General features: G+C 47.8%; 15 protein-coding genes. 1 reads left to right on the top strand and 14 read right to left on the bottom strand.

The genetic code is table 11. The annotated features are described in order from the left end of the window. Window positions 1–8: 8 nt before the first annotated feature. The 4 genes from FC34_RS01495 to dnaE form a co-directional block, all read right to left on the bottom strand. Window positions 9–470: a DUF441 domain-containing protein gene (locus FC34_RS01495; RefSeq protein WP_057893614.1), complete on the bottom strand. Its 462-nt coding sequence runs from the start codon at window positions 468–470 to the stop codon at window positions 9–11. A 150-nt stretch (window positions 471–620) separates the two neighbouring features. Further along, a complete protein-coding gene (pyk, locus tag FC34_RS01490; protein WP_057893613.1) occupies window positions 621–2,387 on the bottom strand; it encodes a pyruvate kinase in 1,767 nt (588 codons plus the stop codon). Between the two features lie 60 nt (window positions 2,388–2,447). Continuing rightward, window positions 2,448–3,407, bottom strand: a complete 960-nt coding sequence (pfkA, locus tag FC34_RS01485) for a 6-phosphofructokinase (RefSeq protein ID WP_057893612.1) — start codon at window positions 3,405–3,407, stop codon at window positions 2,448–2,450. 110 nt (window positions 3,408–3,517) lie between these two features. Then, the gene (gene dnaE / locus FC34_RS01480; protein WP_057893611.1) at window positions 3,518–6,811 is read right to left on the bottom strand and encodes a DNA polymerase III subunit alpha; all 3,294 of its coding nucleotides are present in this window, start codon (window positions 6,809–6,811) and stop codon (window positions 3,518–3,520) included. Between the two features lie 143 nt (window positions 6,812–6,954). Between dnaE and FC34_RS01475 the strand changes: the two genes are divergently transcribed. Beyond that, entirely contained in the window at window positions 6,955–7,149 is a 195-nt protein-coding gene (locus FC34_RS01475) for a YjzD family protein (protein WP_057893610.1), read from the top strand. Between the two features lie 55 nt (window positions 7,150–7,204). On the opposite strand, the gene FC34_RS01470 is transcribed toward FC34_RS01475, so the two are convergent. From FC34_RS01470 to FC34_RS01425, 10 genes are all read right to left on the bottom strand, one after another. Next, window positions 7,205–8,752: a bifunctional metallophosphatase/5'-nucleotidase gene (locus FC34_RS01470; protein WP_057893609.1), complete on the bottom strand. Its 1,548-nt coding sequence runs from the start codon at window positions 8,750–8,752 to the stop codon at window positions 7,205–7,207. Window positions 8,753–8,754: 2 nt separating this feature from the next. Beyond that, window positions 8,755–9,309 (bottom strand): DUF1836 domain-containing protein, encoded by a 555-nt coding sequence (locus tag FC34_RS01465; RefSeq protein ID WP_057893608.1) that lies wholly within the window; start codon window positions 9,307–9,309, stop codon window positions 8,755–8,757. A 104-nt stretch (window positions 9,310–9,413) separates the two neighbouring features. Beyond that, window positions 9,414–9,599 (bottom strand): 50S ribosomal protein L32, encoded by a 186-nt coding sequence (gene rpmF, locus FC34_RS01460; RefSeq protein ID WP_057893607.1) that lies wholly within the window; start codon window positions 9,597–9,599, stop codon window positions 9,414–9,416. A gap of 162 nt (window positions 9,600–9,761) precedes the next feature. Then, a complete protein-coding gene (gene clpB, locus FC34_RS01455; RefSeq protein ID WP_057893606.1) occupies window positions 9,762–12,365 on the bottom strand; it encodes an ATP-dependent chaperone ClpB in 2,604 nt (867 codons plus the stop codon). A 153-nt stretch (window positions 12,366–12,518) separates the two neighbouring features. Next, a complete protein-coding gene (locus FC34_RS01450; RefSeq protein WP_057893605.1) occupies window positions 12,519–12,869 on the bottom strand; it encodes a LapA family protein in 351 nt (116 codons plus the stop codon). A gap of 8 nt (window positions 12,870–12,877) precedes the next feature. Continuing rightward, a complete protein-coding gene (locus FC34_RS01445) occupies window positions 12,878–13,666 on the bottom strand; it encodes an SDR family NAD(P)-dependent oxidoreductase (protein ID WP_057893604.1) in 789 nt (262 codons plus the stop codon). Beyond that, complete coding sequence (gene rnz / locus FC34_RS01440) at window positions 13,667–14,605, bottom strand: ribonuclease Z (protein WP_057893603.1); 939 nt, start codon at window positions 14,603–14,605, stop codon at window positions 13,667–13,669. It lies immediately after the preceding gene. Window positions 14,606–14,721: 116 nt separating this feature from the next. Further along, window positions 14,722–16,692, bottom strand: coding sequence for an acyltransferase family protein (locus tag FC34_RS01435; RefSeq protein WP_057893602.1), 1,971 nt, complete (start codon window positions 16,690–16,692; stop codon window positions 14,722–14,724). Between the two features lie 69 nt (window positions 16,693–16,761). Beyond that, a complete protein-coding gene (obgE, locus tag FC34_RS01430) occupies window positions 16,762–18,051 on the bottom strand; it encodes a GTPase ObgE (protein ID WP_057893601.1) in 1,290 nt (429 codons plus the stop codon). Between the two features lie 128 nt (window positions 18,052–18,179). Continuing rightward, window positions 18,180–19,271 (bottom strand): DUF871 domain-containing protein, encoded by a 1,092-nt coding sequence (locus FC34_RS01425; RefSeq protein ID WP_057893600.1) that lies wholly within the window; start codon window positions 19,269–19,271, stop codon window positions 18,180–18,182. Window positions 19,272–19,455 lie beyond the last annotated feature (184 nt).

Here is a 19,455-nt window from a genome sequence, read left to right as displayed (position 1 = left end):
CTGGCTGCCTAACGTGTCGGCAGCAAATTAAAGACGGTTAAAATAACGTATGTCATACCAGACGCAATGACGGGTCCAGCGGCAACGCCTTTGAGCAGGGCCACGCCCAGAATAGTCCCAAAGACCAATGCCACTGTCACTTCGGGGCTGGAGGCTAATAAGCCCACCCCTTTGGCTGAAAGCACTGCGACAAGAATACCACAGGCGACAGCCACAAGTCCGACTGGACTTTTAAAGACCCGTAATAAGTCTTGGAAGGTAATCTGGCCGGTCGCGATTGGCACCATGATGGCGGCTGAGATGATGGTCACACCCCAGTTGATTCCTGATTTACCTAAGGTTTCCAACCAAGGATAAAACGGTGGAATCGCCTTGAGGACCATGACTGCAGCCACGCCAATCAATAGCGACTGATTTTTTGCAAAAACCGCAATCACCAAAATACCTGCAAGAAATAACCAGCTTTCCATCCAATCCCCTCTTTCTTGTTTAGCTTACCAAGCTTACGGTTGAAATGCTATCCTCTCGGAATGATTTATTTGGGCCATTCACAAAAAGGACCTCGGGCAAAAAGCCCCAGGTCCTTTTCACGAAAAGCTTATTGATTTTTTGATGGTAGCCTAGAGCGCGTTAGTCGCACCCTTGTAGACGATACCGCGACGTGAGTCAACGGTGATCACTTGGCCATCTGTGACAACGTTCGTTGCGTCTGTCGCACCAACGATGACAGGAATACCCATAGCAATCCCAACAACAGCAGCGTGACTAGTCAAACCGCCATTTTCAACAACTAAGGCAGCAGCCTTTTCGATAGCAGGTAAGTAATCCTTATCAGTTGTCTTCACAACTAAGATATCACCCTTTTGCATCTTTGCAGCAGCTTCGTTAGCGTTAGAAGCGATGACAGCCTTACCAACAACAGCTTCATCACCAACACCTGAACCTTGTGTCAACTTAGAGCCAATCAATTGAACCTTCATGACGTTAGTTGTACCAGATTCACCAACTGGCACACCAGCAGTGATTAAGATTAAGTCGCCTTCTTCAGCAAAGCCTAAGTCTTGCGCAGTCTTAGTTGCCAAATCAAACATAGCATCAGTGTTAGCTGGCTTGTCAGCAACAACGGCATTCACACCCCAGTTGATGGTCAAGCCGCGGCGAGTCTTGTCATCAAAAGTGATGGCCAAGATGTCAGCCTTAGGACGATACTTAGAAATCATCCGGGCTGTGAAGCCAGATTCTGTCGCAGCAACGATGGTCTTAACACCAAGGTCACGAGCTGTGTGCGCAACAGATTGGCCAACAGCTTCAGTAACGTTCTTCTTAGCGAATTCCTTCAAGGCGAAGGCATCTTGATCAACCATTGACTTTTCAATGTATTCATCAATCCGAGCCATTGCGGCAACAGATTCTACAGGGTAATCCCCGTTAGCACTTTCACCAGAAAGCATGGTTGCGTCCGTACCATCCATAACAGCGTTAGCAACGTCATTAACTTCGGCACGTGTAGGACGTGGGTTTTCTTGCATTGAATCAAGCATCTGAGTAGCAGTGATAACTGGCTTACCTAAAGCGTTACTCTTCTTGATCAAACGCTTTTGAACGATAGGCACATTTTCAAATGGAATTTCGACACCCATGTCACCACGAGCAATCATTAAACCATCAGAAACCTTCATGATGTCATCAATGTTGTCGATACCTTCTTGTGATTCAATCTTAGGGAAGATTTGCACATTCAAAGCATCTTTTTCTTCAAGTAATTCGCGAATATCCATCACGTCTTGAGGCTTACGAACGAAGGAAGCAGCAATGAAGTTGATCCCGTTGTCTAAACCAAAACGGATGTCGTCAGCGTCTTTTTCAGTAATCCCAGGTAAGTTGATTGAAACGCCAGGAGCGTTAACACCCTTACGTGAGCCTAAGAGACCGTCGTTTTGAACCTTAGTGACTAATTCGCGGTTTGCGTCGTCTTTTTCAGTGATCAAGACATCGATTAAACCATCATCGAATAAGACGTGGCCACCAACGTGTGTATCGTCATAAAGACCAGGATAAGTAACAGCAACCTTGTCCTTGTTCCCTTCAAGACTTGCATCCATAGAAATACGTAGAGTATCACCAGTGTGTAATTGGATCTTGCCGTTATCTGTACCTTGAACGGTTGTCCGAATTTCAGCACCCTTAGTATCAAGCATGATACCAACAGTCTTACCGGTAATCTTTTCAGCTTCGTGGACCATATTCATGCGGCCAAGATGTTCTTCGTGGTCACCATGAGAGAAGTTAAACCGGAATACGTTAGCCCCCGCTTCGATTAACTTAACGATGATATCTGTTGTGTTACTAGCTGGTCCAAGCGTACTAACGATCTTGGTTTTTTTCATAAATGGAATCGCTCCTTTGAATTTTTTAAAAAAGACGGTTATGTCGTTTTTTAACAGAAATTAGAATGATAATTCATCAGCCAAGGTGTACAGAGACAGGTCTGCCTTGTGCTTGGAATCAAATAAGTCTGTCATTTCATGTGTCGTCAACTTATTATTTTGAATCCCAATCGCTAAAGCACCCTTACCTTGTAACAATAATTCAACCGCGTAGCTACCCATTTGGGAAGCAAGCACCCGGTCGCGGGCGGTTGGAGAACCCCCACGAACCACGTGGCCTAAGACAGTACTCCGCAATTGGAAGTCACCATATTCGGACAGGGCCTTGGAGAATTCTTCAGCATGCATGACACCTTCAGCGAGCAAGATGATGGCGTGCTTTTGGCCGCGTTCACGACTGCTTTGTAACTTCTCAGCGACAGCCTTAACGTCAAAGTCGTGTTCTGGAATGATCACGTCTTCAGCACCACCGGCAACACCAGCCCATAAGGCAATGTCACCAGCGCCGCGACCCATGACTTCGACCACAAAGGTCCGTTCATGACTCGCAGCAGTGTCGCGCAAACGGTCAACGGCTTCAAGCACGGTGTTTACCGCTGTATCAAAGCCAATTGTGAAATCGGTAAATGGAATATCATTGTCAATTGTCCCTGGCAGGCCAACTGCATTGTAACCATGACGGGTTAACGCCAAAGCCCCGTGATAAGAACCATCGCCACCAATAACGACTAATGCTTCGATGCCAAATTTCTTAAGTTGTTCAATCCCCTTAAGTTGGCCTTCTTCGTTAGCAAATTCTGGGTAGCGCGCTGAATATAACATCGTCCCACCACGTTGAATCTTATCGCCAACGGTTGATTCGTCCATCTGGAAGACATCGCCAGCCACTAAACCAGCGAAACCATAATTAATCCCGTAGACTTCCAAACCTTCATGTAAAGCTTTGCGGGCAACTGCCCGAACCGCGGCGTTCATGCCTGGTGCATCCCCGCCACTGGTCAAAATACCGATGCGTTTCATCATTTCACCTCATGCATATCTATTTTGATCACCTCACGTGATCTCAAACACTTGTAAAGCATATCACTTTTCAGAAAGAAAGTCGCGTAGATTTTGGACATTTTACAAAATTAGCGGCCATCCCCGTTGACTGGTTGCAAAACCACTTGTTTGGCCCCAACAATCGCCTGTAAACTGGCCAGTGCAGTCTCACTCGGATCAACCCAATACTGGCGCGCGAGTAGCACGGATTGGCGTGTGTTTTGCTCAACGGTGATCACGGGTGTTGATCCTGAAAACTTTTGTAGCGTTTTCAGTAAATCAGCCCGCCGCTCATCGGTGAAGTCTTCTGGCAATTGAATGAAGAGTCGGGCCTGAGGCATCAATTCATCGGCTAACTGAATTCGATTGGCCACCAACTGCAAATTATCCCGATTAATCTCAACCTTACCTGAGACAACCAGAATCTTATCAGCGTCGAGTTGAGCAAATTGGGGATAGAGATTAGGAAAGATGGTAATTGAGACTGGTCCTGTCTCATCTTGGCCGTCAACGAAGGCCATTTCCTTGCCCGTCTTCGTGCGAATCGTCTTCACCGCGCGCACTTGGACAATCAGAGTCGCCAAACTATCTGCAACCATAGTTGCCACAGTTTGAATGGGCATCAAGGTCTTCAGGACCGCATATTTCTCAACCGGATGGCCACTCAGATAGACCCCCAGCACTTCCGCCTCTTTGTCTAATCGGTCCGTCAAAGACATCTCCGGCACTGTCACGGGTTTTGGTTGTAACACTTCAAACAAGGTGACATTATCGCCACTGAGTTTGACGGATTCGATTAATTCATCGAGATTGGCCCGCACTTGCGCCCGATTCTGATCAAACTGATCAAAAGCCCCAGCATACACCAGCGGCTCGAGCGTGGCCGCCTTTTGCCACTTGGTGTCCAGGCGTTGAAGAAATTGCTGCAGGCTCTTGAACGGCCCTTGCTTCCGTTCGGCGAGGATAGCGTCAACAAAATCGCGCCGTGTGCCTTTAATCGAAAGCAGGCCAAAACGAATCTCTTGTGCCGTCGTTTGGAAATACCGACCGCTCCGATTGATATCGGGGCCCAAGACTTTGACGTGCCTGGTTTTGGCTTCTTGGATGTAGGTCCGTAGTTTAGGCGTGTTATTGAGACTTGAATTGAGTAAAGCCGTGAAAAACGCGGCTGGATAATGCGTCTTCAAATACGCCAGCCAGAATGCCACCATACTATAAGCCACCGCGTGGGAGCGATTGAACCCATAGTTAGCGAAGCGATCAATGTAGGCATACACAGTCGTGGCGGTGTCTTTTGAGAAACCTTTGGCCACGGCTCCTTCAATAAATCGCTGCTGTTCGGAGGCAAGCACATCAGCTTTTTTCTTACTCATCGCTCGCCGAAGCAAATCCGCTTCACCCAATGAGAAACCGCCCATGGTACTCGCGACTTGCATGACTTGCTCCTGATAGACCAAAACACCATACGTGGGCGCCAGAATTGGTTCGAGGACGGGATCAGGATAAGTCACCGGTTCTTGACCGTTCTTACGTGCGATGAAGGTATCAATGTTTTCCATCGGGCCCGGCCGGTAGAGCGCATTAACCGCCACAACGTCTTCAAACTGCGTGGGTTTTAGTTTGCGCAGCACATTCTTAATGCCACTGGATTCGAACTGGAACACCCCATTCGTATCCCCTGCTGCAAAAAGCGCCAGGGTTTGGGCGTCATCCAGTGGAATTTGTTTCGGATCAAACGGTTTTCCAGTGGCTTGGCTGACATAGTAACTCGCTGAGGCAAGAATACTGAGGTTCCGGAGACCCAAGAAATCCATTTTCAATAGGCCAAGGGCTTCGACATTGCCCATGGGTAACTGCGTTTCTTCAATCCCATCACTGCCAACTTGCAAGGCCACCGTGTCCGTCAACGGTTCTTCTGATAGCACAATCCCAGCGGCATGGGTTGAATAATGACGTGGCAGGCCTTCAATGGCCTTGGCAGTTTCAAACAATAATTGGTTGCGCTGTGAGTCAGCCACCAAATTCTTCAGTGGTTGTGACTGCTCGTAAGCTGTACTCAAATCCACGTGTAACCCATTAGGAATGGCACGACTCCACAGATTGCTATCATACTGGCTTAAACCAAACACCCGAGCAACGTCACGAAGGGCCTGCTTGGCCCCAAATGTACCAAAGGTAATAATTTGGGCCATGTGATTGGTCCCATATTTATCATGGGTATACTGGAGCAATTCGCCACGGCGGTTGTCGGGAATATCCAGATCAATATCGGGCATGTTAGCCCGGTTAGGATTTAAAAAGCGTTCAAACAAAAGGTTATACGCGATTGGGTCGACTTCAGTAATCGCCAGTGCATAGCTGACTAAGGCGCCGGCAGCTGATCCCCGACCAGGCCCAGTGGTAATGCCGACCTCGTGTGCGTGATTCATGACATCCCAGACGACGAGGAAGTAATCGGCGAATCCCATTTTGGCAATCACCTCTAACTCATAATCCAGCCGCTGTTGATAAGCTGGTGGCACCTGCCCATCCGCAAACCGTTTGGCCAACCCTGCTTGCGCCAATTGGGTCAAGTATGCAATCGCTGGCTGCCCGTCTGGTGTCTTGTAGTGCGGCAGCTGAGGTTGCCGAAAAGCGATGGTGACGTCTGTCTTAGCGGCTAATTGATTCGCGTTGGTCACAGCCTGATCGAACCCAGCCGCCACAAAAGGTTCAGCCGCCGCCTCTTGTGACTGGAGCCAATGCTGACCCGGGTTTTGCAGCGTCGGGTCGCGAAAGTTCAAAGTCTCCCCAGCCCCCACGGCACGTAAGACTGTTTGTGTAAACGCGTCTTGGGGCCGCGCATAACTGACGTCACCGAGCGCAATCAAGGGATATTGATGCATATGGGCAAACTCAGGCAGCGGGGACTGCAACAATTCTGGACTTAAGCCAATATAAAAATCACTTGGTTGCTTAGCTAATAAGCCTTCAACAGCAACTGTCGCCCCGGGGGCATCATCGGCCTGCAAGCGCTGACTGACCTGACTTTGAGCCGTCGTCATGAGTGCCAGGCCATTAAAGTCTGGTAAATCCGCCAAAGTAGGATTATTGTCCAACATTAATGTTGTTGAGATTTTCAGAAGTTGGTGATAGCCGGCAGTGGTTTCAGCAATCAAAATAAACTGCTCTTCGGCGATGCTTACAGTCAAACCGAGTAAAGGTTTAATGCCGGCATTTTGCGCCGCGGTATAAAAGTCCACTAAGCCGTAGACAACGTTCGTATCTGTGAGCGCCACGGCGGCGTATTGGCCCGCCACTGCACCTTTGATTAGTTGATCAATAGTCAGAGGACTTTGCAGCAAACTATAACTACTTTGAACTTGTAACTGCGTAAATGTCATGTGCTCACCTCATCCTTCAGTATACCAGAGCCAACCGCTTTGGCCGCATCCAATCGCCGCGACGATCCAGGCTGATTTCGGGCAAGTTTGCCTTACATTCTCAGCATCAACGTGTTAAGATAACACAGAAAAGAGGGATGCACATGCGATATCTTGCCACCATTTTCTGGGGTGCAATTTTAGGAGAAGTCATGGGTTTCTTGATCTCAGCCTTGAATGGTTCAACGTTTGACCCTGGTAGCAGTTTGGTTATCAGTTTGATTTTCGTCATCTTGTTGTTCATCCTGCCAGTGATCATGAAGCAATTTGACACCACCCCAACCAAAACTAATAAATAATTGATTTCAAAAAGAAGACTGTGATGACCTAGTTAGGTGATCACAGTCTTCTTTTTTATGCCTGAACGTGGAAATTATGATTAGCTGTGGCCGCAATCACAGGATGGGCCAACAAATAATCGGCAATTAATTCTGTCATATCTTTTTGATTCTCACGAACAATCTTAGACGCATCAAACATCGGGAAATTACCACCGCCGCCAGCACGATACTGGTTAACGACGACTTCATAGACGTGGTCAGATACGACGGGTTCATCATGATACGTCAACTTCGTCACCCGCTGGCCAACCGGTTTTGAAATATCGAGTGTATAATCAATGCCCTCATACATATCGTAGTTATAATGTTGTGGTTTTGGGGTTTCAAACCGCGGTGTGACCACTAATTGACCCGCAGACAAACTGAAGTACTCAGCATTTTGTTCAAGCGCCGCCTTGAGATCTGTCCCTGTTAAGCCAACCACAGCCAAAGTATTCGGATAAATGTAATTGGTGACAACATCCCGCATGGTGATACTTTCACCAAAGCCCCGACCTTCATTGTTAAATAAGGCTGTCCCAGAAATGTCCGTCTGGGTCGCTGCCATTTGTACTTGTTGAATGAATTCAATATAGGGAACTTCGTCAACTCGGGCCTGGAATGGATCGTGAATTCGCATATCCCCTCGAACTTGTCCAAGCGGTTGATCCAACCAGTCTTCCACCGCCGCACTCAACTGTGCCAATGGGGATAAGACGGCCTCTGCAGCTATCGCGTTACCAGTCGATAACAATGCTGCCTGCCCGCCACTGACCTGATAACCGGTCGGTGTGGCTTCAATATCCAGCGTAATGGCACCAACGTTTGCACCTCGGTAGCCTGGTTGCGTTACAGGCACACCATTGACCAATTGCGCCAATTCACGATGCTGATGACCAGTGACTAAGGCGTCAATCCCCGGCACTTCGTTGGCCAAACGATAGCCAACGTTTTCGCCGGTCTGCCGTTCTGTTGGCGCACCAGTCGTCAGATCTTTCTCAAAGCCACCATGGTAGGCGACCACCACAATATCTGCCAATTCATGGAGTATCGGCACCCAGTGTTTTGCCACCTCGACCACATCAACAAAAGCCAACCCTTCAATGTGACTTGGGGTTTCCCAGTGTGGAATGTAGTCTGTCGTCAAGCCGAGAATGGCAATCTTAAGCCCGGATTTTTCAACAATTGTATAAGGTTGACCAAATAGCGGCTGGCCTTGCCTTTCAATATTGGCCGTTAACATTGGATAATCTAGCGTCTTAACCGCGGCTGCCAAATAATCGGTGCCGTAGTTAAACTCATGATTCCCGAGAATTCCGGCATCATAGCCCACTGCATTGTAAGCGGCCGTCAGTAAGGCTGGCTCCTGGGCCACTTTGGCCACATAGTAGGCCAGCGGCGAACCTTGAAGCCAGTCCCCATTTTCGATGACAACGACAGGGTCTGTCGTCGATGATTTTACCTGGTCAATCACAGTTTTGGCTTTGGCTAACGAGAATGGTAGATCTGCCTGCCGTTGAACATAGTTTGTCGGTGCGACAAAGCCATGCGTATCACTAGTTGAGAGTATGGTTAATTGCATCATTAATCCTTCTTTTTCTTAGCAGTTGGCGCGGGGGCAACCTGCGTCACCATCGATTCGACAAACAACTTCTCCAACACAGCATTAATCGCCAGGGTAACCATCGCACTTTGAATATTGAGCAAGTCCGTCTTGTTCACCGCATTGATTGTGACTTCCTTAGAAAAGTCTGTATTCGCTTGTTGGACGCCACTAATAAACGCCATAATAAAAGCGTCAAACGCTTGATTGGCCGGGCGATTCTGCAACTGATAATCGATGCCGGAAGCGATTGTATCTAAGGCGAAAACGGGTTTCAAGAGCGCAATCACGAGAACATTAGCGATTTGCGCCCGTTCGTATTTCTTCTTGAGCGGTGGCTTAACCACGCCCTTTTTGACGTAGTTATTGACCATCGTCGCCGTTAAATCCCCCACCCCAAACGGATGGAGAATTTCATTCACATACTGCACCACTTGATCCATATACAAATCAAACTGAGGTAAATCTGTCCAGCGTGGCAGTTTTGCCTGCCGAATTTGATCCAAATAAGTTGTTAACGGGTCTGTCGTTGCCATAAGTTGGCCTCCTTGGTGTTCCTGGATTCATTATACCATGTTACCTAGAGTGCGAAACTAAATGACTGCACAAAAAAATACCAACACAGGGTTGGTATTTTTAATTAAGCATTCGCGTCGTTCTTAGAAACCACTTGTGCACCCTTGTAAAAACCCTTAGGTGAAACGTGATGAGAAACGCGGTATTCGCCGGTTGTTGCATCAAATTGTAAGTTTGGCACACTTAACTTGATGTGACCACGACGCATACGCTTCTTGGTTTTTGAAGTTCTACGTGCTGGAACTGCCATGAGCGTTAAACTCCTTTTTCAATAGATTTCTTTACTACTATACCGAATTCTTCCAGAATTGCAAGGCAAAAATGGGATTTGGTATCTGACGGACACCTCCGCCATAGCAACATCTATCTTACAAGAAATTAGCCGTCAAGGCAAGACCTTAACACACATTTGTTATTCTGCCGGGACTGCTTGCTTGCCAGTGAACGTCAGCGTGCTGCCTTCGACGCCAACAGTGACTGTACTTTGAGGAAGAATCTCGCCACCAATCAATTTCTTGGCTAATGGGGTTTCAACGGCGCTGGTAATCAACCGTTGCAGCGGCCGAGCCCCATAAGCGGGATCGTAGCCCTGATCAGCCAGCCACTCTTCGGCAGCAGGCGAAACACTCAAGGTAATATCTTGTTGTGCCAAGCGGTTACTCAATTGCTCCAGATCTTTCACCACAATCTTCTCAACGTCGGCCAGGGTCAATGGATTGAACATGACAATATCATCAATCCGATTCAAGAATTCTGGCTTGAATTTGGTGCGAATCAATTGATCAACCTGGTGCTTGGCAGTATCAGTTACCTTGCCATCATCGGACATCCCGTCAAGCAAGGCTTCTGACCCGAGGTTTGAGGTCATAATGATGATCGTATTTTTGAAATCAACTGTCCGGCCTTGCGAGTCTGTCAGCCGGCCATCATCGAGCACTTGCAGCAAAATATTGAAGACATCAGGATGGGCTTTTTCGATTTCGTCGAGCAAAACAATTGTGTAGGGATTCCGCCGGACGGCTTCGGTCAACTGGCCACCTTCTTCGTAGCCAACATAACCTGGCGCAGCGCCGACTAAACGAGACACGCTATACTTTTCCATGTATTCAGACATATCGATTCGCACCATATGCTTCTCTGAATCAAACAGGGCATCCGCTAGTGTTTTGGCCAGTTCGGTCTTCCCGACCCCTGTTGGACCCAAGAATAAGAAGCTACCTAATGGCCGACTCGGGTCTTGCAACCCAGCTCGCGAGCGCAAAACGGCATCGCTGACGGTTTGGACTGCTTCATCTTGGCCAATCACCCGTTCTTCAAGGTGATCCGTCAGGTGCAAGAGTTTCTGTCGGTCGCCTTCAACCAATTTGGCCACCGGAATCCCGGTTTGGCGGCTGATGACGCCGGCAATTTCGTTTTCAGTGACGGATTCTTGCACGAGCCATTCGTCAGGCCGATCAGTGGCTTCCATCGCGGCCAATTCCTTTTCCAAATCAGGAATGGTCCCGTGTTGCAAACGGGCAGCGGTCTCAAGATCATAGCGTGATTGCGCATCCTCCAAATCATGCTTAGCCTGATCGATTTCAGACTTTTTGGCATTAATTGCCGCAATATCTGTCTTTTCAGCGGACCACTGGGTCTTTAATTGATTGGTGGATTCTCGCAAGTTAGCCAGTTCTTCTTGCAACTGGGCCAAGCGTTTCTGACTGGCTGGATCGCTTTCTTTCTTTAAGGCCGCTTCTTCAATTTCCAACTGCATTTGTCGCCGTTCAGCCACATCCAATTCAGTTGGCCGCGAATTCATTTCCACGTTGATATTGGCACTGGCTTCGTCGACCAAATCAATGGCTTTATCCGGCAGAAAACGATCGGTGATATACCGATTGGACAAGGTTGCCGCAGCCACAAGCGCTGAGTCATGAATGCGCACGCCATGGAAAATTTCAAAGCGTTCCTTCAAGCCCCGCAAAATACTAATCGTATCTTCAACAGTTGGTTCTTGAACCAAGACCCGTTGGAAGCGACGTTCAAGGGCCTTGTCCTTTTCGATGTTTTCACGATATTCATCAAGGGTGGTCGCGCCGATCAGATGCAATTCGCCCCGAGCTAACATCGGCTTGAGTAAATTACCTGCATCCATCGAGCCTTCAGTCTTACCAGCGCCAACAATCGTGTGAATTTCATCAATGAAGAGGATGATTTGACCTTCACTCTTTTTGACTTCTTGGAGAACAGACTTCAAGCGTTCCTCAAATTCACCACGGTATTTTGCCCCGGCAATTAAACCACCCATATCAAGTGAAATGATGGTCTTATTTTTCAGGTTGTCAGGCACGTCTTGACGGACAATCCGTTGGGCTAAGCCTTCCACAATCGCGGTTTTCCCAACCCCAGGTTCCCCAATCAAGACTGGATTGTTCTTGGTTTTCCGAGACAAAATGCGAATGACGTTCCGAATTTCATCATCCCGGCCAATGATTGGATCCATCTTGCCTGAGCGCGCTTCAGCAACCAAATCAGTCCCGTACTTCTCAAGGCTTTGATAGGTCTCTTCAGCGTTTTTACTGGTCACTTTCTGGCCACCGCGAATCTTATCAATGGTCGCTTGTAAGTCCTTTTGATGCACACCCTGGCGATCCAATTCCTGGGTCAAAGGATTATATTTCTGCTGATACAAGGCCAATAATAAGGCCTCAGTGGAAATGAATTCATCCCCGAATTGACCTTTCACCTTGTCAGCGTCATTGAGCAATTGGAACAAATTCTGGCTCATGGTCTGGCCGTAATTTGAGACCCCTTCAACGACAGACTCTTGATCCAAAGCTTGATCAATCACGGCGTTAAATGCATCAAGGTCGACCCCCGCTTCTTTGTATACCTGGGAGGCCAAAAGGTTTGGTTGGACTAATGTTTTAAATAAATCTGGAATATCAATGTCTTGATGCCGGCGAGTCTGGGCCACTTGTTGTGCGGCGCCCAACGCGTCAGTCACTGCTTGAGTAAAATTATCAGGATTCATTTGAATACCCCCTTCTCAATGCCTATATTCTACCAAGTTTACATTGGTCAGTAAAGGTCAAAGACTCTTTTTCTGAAAAATCAGTCCCAGGTCTGACCAGTGTCATGGCAATAAAAAAGGCCGCGGCACCCAGCGGGAGTCACAGCCTTATCATTACGACTTCTTTGCTTGCGCCAACTGCGCTTGCAAGTCTTTGACCTGTTGCTCATAAGGTTTGATTGCTTGCTTAATTGCATTGTCGACATCTGGTTTATTGGCCGCAAGATCATCGCGTTCAGCTTGCAATTGTTTGATTTGCTTCTTCATTTGACTAGCAGTGCTGGTAGAAACTAAGAAAGTAATCAAGGCACCCAGAATGACCGACCCAACAATCACAAGAATCAATGGCCAACTAGCTTTGGCGCCAAAGAAATTAACCTCGACTGCTTGACCATTCAAGATGGCAAATACGACTAAAACAAGGCTCAGCACCAACCCAATAATTAAACGTTGTTGATTTTTCATAACTCCCCCTACTTCCGATTAAAAAGTGTTCCCGCTAAAAAATCGCCAACGTGAGGGGCGATTGTATATAGAGTTGCCCCTACTGCCATCAGCCAGGGGGTATTAATCTCCCGAACTGGTTGATTCATGCTCCGGACAATCCGCCACGCAAGTTTAGTAGGATCAAGCACAATAAAATTAACTGATTTCAGATAATCAGTCGCCTCTGCTGATTCAAAGAAGGCCGTCCGAATTGGACCGGGATTCACTGTTGTTACCCGGACGCCGTAGGGCTTCAACTCAAGCCGTAAGCCATTGCTATATCCGACGACTGCAAACTTAGTGGCCGAATAAATAGCTGATTTCGGTGTGGCCATTTTGCCAGCCATTGATGCAATATTGATGATATGTCCGCGGCCGCGATCGGCCATCCGGCGGCCAATGAGCTGTGTCATATACATCAAGCCCAAAACATTGACCCGGAACATGGCTTCAACCGTCGCCATTGGGGTATCGATGGCATCTTCAAAATGACCAAATCCAGCGGCATTGACCAAAACGTCAATTTCGCCAACTTCGCGATAAATCCGCTGCACCACGGCTTCAACAGCAACGGGATCGGCCACATCTAACACATAAGCATACGCCGGTTGTCCAGAAATGGCAGTGGCTTGCGCCTGGGCTTGCAGTAATTCAGGCTTACGCCGCGCTAGAAAGACAACCGTCGCCCCTGACTGGGCGGCAGCGAGCCCAATCGCCCGGCCAAGGCCGGATGATCCACCGGTAATCGCAATGATTTGTCCTTGAATTCCTGACATTTACGCTCCTCCTTTGATGAATGGCACATCTATCTCTTCTAAATCGTTGACGACCCACGTGTGCGGAAAAATTTGCTTGGCGGTAGTCTGTAAGGTTTTGACTCCTGGACCAATGTAACGTGCAGAAATATGGTTCAACAACAACCGTTTGACGTGGGCTTTCTTCGCCAATTTGGCTGCTTGAATATTTGTACTGTGATAATACTGTTTAGCCAATTGGGTTTCTTCTGGGCCAAAGGTACTTTCATGGACCAGCACATCCGCGTTCTCAGCCAAAGCCAAAGCGTTTGGCGTTTGGCGCGTGTCTCCCAAAATAGCAACGGTCCGGCCGGGTTGATCCGGGCCAATAAAATCGTGACCATCAAACGTGCGGCCATCAGGTAAGGTGACCGTTTCGCCAGCTTTGAGTTTCGCATAAACGGGGCCTGAAGGTATCTGGGCTTCTTTGATCCGGTCCATCAATAATTCACCTGGATGGGCTTTTTCTTCAATCCGGTAGCCCAAGCTGGTGATGCGATGGTCTAGCGGGGCAAAGCTGACCTTGAACGTCGCGTCATCAAAAATCACACCAGGAGTCTTTAAAACGACATATTTAATTGGATAGGTTAAATGCGTCTGTGATGCTTTCAAACTAGCAGTGACAAAGGCCTCAATGCCATCAGGGCCATAAATGGTCAGTGGTTCACTACCGCCCTGATTCGCCCGACTCGCCAAGAAGCCTGGCAAACCAAAAAGATGATCGCCATGCAGATGGGTTAAGAAAATCTTGGTCACTTTCCGGGGCCGAATTGTCGTTTTTAAGATTTGATGCTGTGTGCCTTCCCCGATATCAAACAACCAAATTTCGTTGCGTTCATCGAGGAGTTTGAGCGCCAGGCTGCTGACATTACGTTGCCGTGACGGCGAACCAGCGCCAGTGCCTAAGAATAAAATTTCCATAATGTACTTCCTATCTCGTTGATTCTACTTGCCTAAGTTTACCACACCAACCATTGCCGCCCCAGACAAAAAAATAAGCCCAGTGCAAACTCGCAGGTTGCACTGGGCTTATTTGATTACTTAGCGTCGACTTTACTGAGAATGGCCTTAGCCACAAACGTGCCGTAGTAAGGATTCCCAGTTGGGTTTGGGTGAACCATATCGTCGTAGAACCAATCGTTATGACTATTAGAATAACCGTACCAGTCAATGACGGTCAGATTTGGATATTTTGAAACCGATGCTTTGAGCAATGCGTTCACGTCATTTTGCCAAGAGCGTGTTGGGACGCGGACATTAATCCAAAAGACGTTCCGGGAAGGGCCAATGATTTTCATCATTTCATCCAGCTGATCTGGAGTGAACGGGCCGTTCGTCCCCAAACCAATCAAGACGTTGTCAGCCAAAGCCCCAGTCTTTGCATAGTTTTGGACAATGCTAATGCTTTGAATCATCTGTCGAGAGACGGTGGCATCAATATAGGCTTTGGGGAACAAGGCCTGAAGAATGGGTTCGCCATCCTTCATCACTGAATCACCAACAGCCGTCATCCCGATGGTTTGCATTTGTTGCAACTGCACTTGAGTCAAGCCGTACTTTTCATACTCCTGGTTGACCGGATGTTTACGAGCCAATGATTCAGCTTCTGACTGTTTCGAAACTGAAATCGACTTGCTGGCCTTAGCGTCTGCTTTGGCTTTCTTCTCAGCGGCGATACTCGACTTAGCCGCGGCTAAGTCTTTCTCTTGCTTTGCCTTATCGGCCTTAGTTTCCTTCAATTGCTTCGCCAGGGCTGATGAATCAGCGGCATCCGTTTTCACACTCGGGGCCTGAATCAGTCCAACAGTCCCAATCAGAAGAATGACTAAAGCCCCGTAGCTGACCCAGCGACTGGCGCCAAGTTTGGTCGAAGGCGTTACTAACCCCTTTAAGAAAGCACCGGTCTTCTTGAAGTCGAAGTGCGCCACCGGTTGTTCAATCAAGCGATAAGACAGCTCAGTTAAAGCCAAAATGATCAGGACTTCAATCACAGGATAAAGCACCGGATGATCAGCAATATCTTTGAACTGGTTCTCCCAGAAAATCATCACTGGGAATTGATAGAGATACAACCCATAACTACGGCTGCCGACCCAACTAAAGACAGGGTTACTCAACAATCGATTGAACCAAGCCCCTGGATGAGCCACAACTGCCACCAGAATCATTGTTAGCAAGGAGAACAAGAACATGCCGCCAAGATAGAGGAATGAGCTTTGAGCGCCAACCAAGAAGACCATGGCCAACATCCCAATCAAACTAATCCCGCCAAGGACATTCAAAGTCAGCTTCTGTTGGCCTTTGATGTTGGCACTTAATTTGGCACTGGGCCAAATAAAGGCTAAGGCTGCTCCTAAGAGAATAGCGAAAGCACGCGTATCAGTCCCATAGTATAACCGGCTAGGATCAGCGTTCGCACCCATTTGTAAAGCCAGAATGGCCATTTCAACTGCACTTAAGACCGCCAAAATGAACGTGATATTAAACATTTTGGTTCGATTCTTAACGAACATCAGAAAGCCTAGCACGATAACCGGCCAAATTAAGTAGTATTGACCTTCAATCGAGAGCGTCCACAGGTGAGTAAATGGCGATTCATTATTTGCGAAGCGGGCAAAGTACGATTGGCCATTGAAAATCTGCCACCAGTTGTACACATACGCTAAGTTTGTAATCACCATCATGTGCAGATTATGGAGCAAGTTATGCGAGAATAGCGTGATGTAGGCGCTGGTGGCGAACAAAACAGCAATCAATCCCGGATATAACCGCTTTAACCTGCGCGTGAAGAAACTTTTGAAATTAATGCGTCCGGAGCGATCGAACTCCTGCAACAGCCCGTCGGTGATCAGATAACCTGAAACCACCATGAAAATAGGCACCCCAAGATAACCACCCTTAAAAAGTTCAGGGCGTAAATGATATAAAATAACGCCGATGACCCCGATTGTCCGTAGACCATCAAAGCCAGTGATATATCGACGTTTTGCACGTTGCTGTTTTTCCATCTGCCTGAATCGCTCCTAAGAAATATTTAACTTTTACCATCATACACTGAGAATGCCAGAAAATGAAAGTTATTCAACGAATTCAAAGGTGAAATCATCGATGGCCACGAGGTCGCCGCTTTCGGCGCCGGCCTCGCGCAACGCATCATCAACCCCAAGGCTGCGTAATTGACGCGCAAATCGAATGGCCCCATCATCGTGATCCAGATTAGCCATCTTAAACAGGCGTTCAACCTTGGCCCCGCTGAGGACAAAGACACCATCGGCATCTCGTTCAACAATCAAGTCGCGGTTATCCTTAACGTGATCCTGATAATCTGACCCGAAGTCATGTGATTTAGGCGCAAAGACAGGGGCTGACTTCAGCACTTCAGCCGTCTTTTGCATTAAGGCTTGGACCCCGTCGTGGGTGATACTAGAAATCGCAAAAATATCACTTTCTGCAACGCCTTGTTCAATCAAACCCGCCTTAAAAGCATCAAAACGTTCTTGAGACCCTGGTAAGTCTAATTTAGTGGCAACCACTAATTGTGGCCGATCCAGAATTGTCGAATCATATTCGGCTAGTTCTGCGCGAATTTGAGCATAATCTTCCAAGGGTTCGCGCCCTGAATCAGGATCCATCTCAACTAAGTGCAAGATAACACGAGTCCGTTCAACGTGACGCAAGAACTGAATACCAAGTCCCACACCAGTCGAGGCACCTTCAATCAGTCCAGGCAGGTCTGCCATGACAAAATCAGTCCCGTTGTCCAACTGCACCATGCCTAAATTAGGCACTAAGGTTGTGAATTGATAAGCAGCAATTTTAGGCTTGGCACTTGTCACAACTGACAAAAGTGTCGACTTCCCCACTGAAGGAAAACCAACAAGTCCGACATCAGCTAAGACTTTCAATTCCAAGGTCACAAACCGTTGCTGACCGGGTTCCCCATTTTCAGCAATTTCTGGAGCCGTGTTACTTGGAGAAACAAAATGAATATTTCCCCGGCCACCGCGGCCTCCACGAGCAACCACGAGTTCTTCACCAGGCTCTGTTAAATCACCAATTAATTCATGGGTATCGGCATCATAGACGGTTGTCCCTGCGGGCACGGCCACGCGAGTATCCTCGGCTTTGCGGCCGTACATCGACTTACCTTGACCATTACCACCAGCCTGGGCTTTAAAGTGCCGTTGATAGCGGAAATCCATTAAAGTCCGCAAACCTTCATCCACATAGAATACAATACTCCCACCATGGCCACCGTCACCGCCGGCTGGGCCACCAAATGGGACGAACTTTTCACGACGGAATGCAACCATTCCGTCGCCGCCTTTTCCGGCTTTTACTTCGACTGTCACTTGATCGACAAACATGAAATTCCCTCCTTTGGGACAAAAACATAATCAACTCATCATACGCAATGACAACCCAAATAGCAAGCCATGCCCCGCTTTGACCCAGCAAAAAAGCCAATGCCGACACCGGTCACTGGCTCTGTTGATTATTGAGCTTCGCTGAGTTTGAAATTACTCCAAGGCCGCAAATAATTTAATAGGAACAAGTCGCTTTCAGCCAGATGGCCCACAACATTCACTCGCCCATCATTTGGCATGGGCTGTAAGGCAATTTGGGTTTCACCTTTGTACTGGCCATAGCCATCATTATCAATCAACACATCGCCGCGACGAATCAATTCCGTATCATGGGCGGGAAATGGCTCGCCAGCATATTTGACCCGGGTCTGCGTTGACCGCAACAAATATTCCGACCGATCCCCCCGGTAACTGTGGAGGTTATCAAAGATCACCGTCCGCTCCAAATCTGTCATCCCAGAATTTGGGACCACTTGTAGACTTGGAAATTCCGCGTTGAATGCCTCTGCCATGGCTTTGAGCTCAGCCTCACTGGCATAGGCATTTCCAATAATGAGATCGTCAATTGTGTCCATCATGACGTAGTGCGTCACCTGAGTGGCAATCGGCAGATCACGATGGCTTTCAAGACTGGAGAGGCCATCTTGAGTCGGCCAGGGGCCAAAAGTGGCCGCGTGCGAATTAACAAACGCAGCCGTATTGAGATTGTACTGCGTATACAAGCGAGTGGCGTAATCAAAGAAATCTTGACCCAGGCCAGAATAACGATGGGGATAAAAATTATGCGACCCCAGCAAGTTCTCACGCTTAGGCGAAAACGCCATAATGTTATCAATATAATGGGTGCCTTGAGACATGTTCACTTCAATCTTGAGATCAAACGGATTGCGGGTCATTTTGGCTTCCTCAGCCCCAGTAAAGCCAAGATCTAAACGAATCCCGTAAGCCCCCAATTCATGGAAGAAAGCCAAATTGTCATATGAGACACCCAGTTGGGCAAATAATGCTGGGTTCATATCGACCATGACTTCCATATCTAAGGCATTAGCGTGATCAATCACCGCTTTGAAATTTGCTAACACCGTCTCTTGATCGCCTTTGATTTCAAGCATCGACGTAAACACTCGCTTGAACCCATAGTGAGCTGCCAAATCAAGATAAGCCGCATCCTGCTCAAAAGTTGACCGTTCTGGATAAACTGAGACACCTAATTTCCCCATACTGTTAGAACCTCCCTTATGTGTTGTCTCCAGCGTACCATAGCCAACCGCCCAAAATAAAGGGATTACAAGATGGCTATGTCAGGATTATCAAGCATTTGAACAAACCGCTTTCATTAAAATTTAATTGGTCTATACTGAGGTCAAAATTAGTTTGAATGTTTTTGACCGTTTTGTATTGATT

It is taken from the genome of Lacticaseibacillus brantae DSM 23927, from assembly GCF_001436115.1.
GTDB classification, from domain to species: Bacteria; Bacillota; Bacilli; order Lactobacillales; family Lactobacillaceae; genus Lacticaseibacillus; species Lacticaseibacillus brantae.
This window is presented reverse-complemented; position numbering and strand designations above follow the sequence as displayed.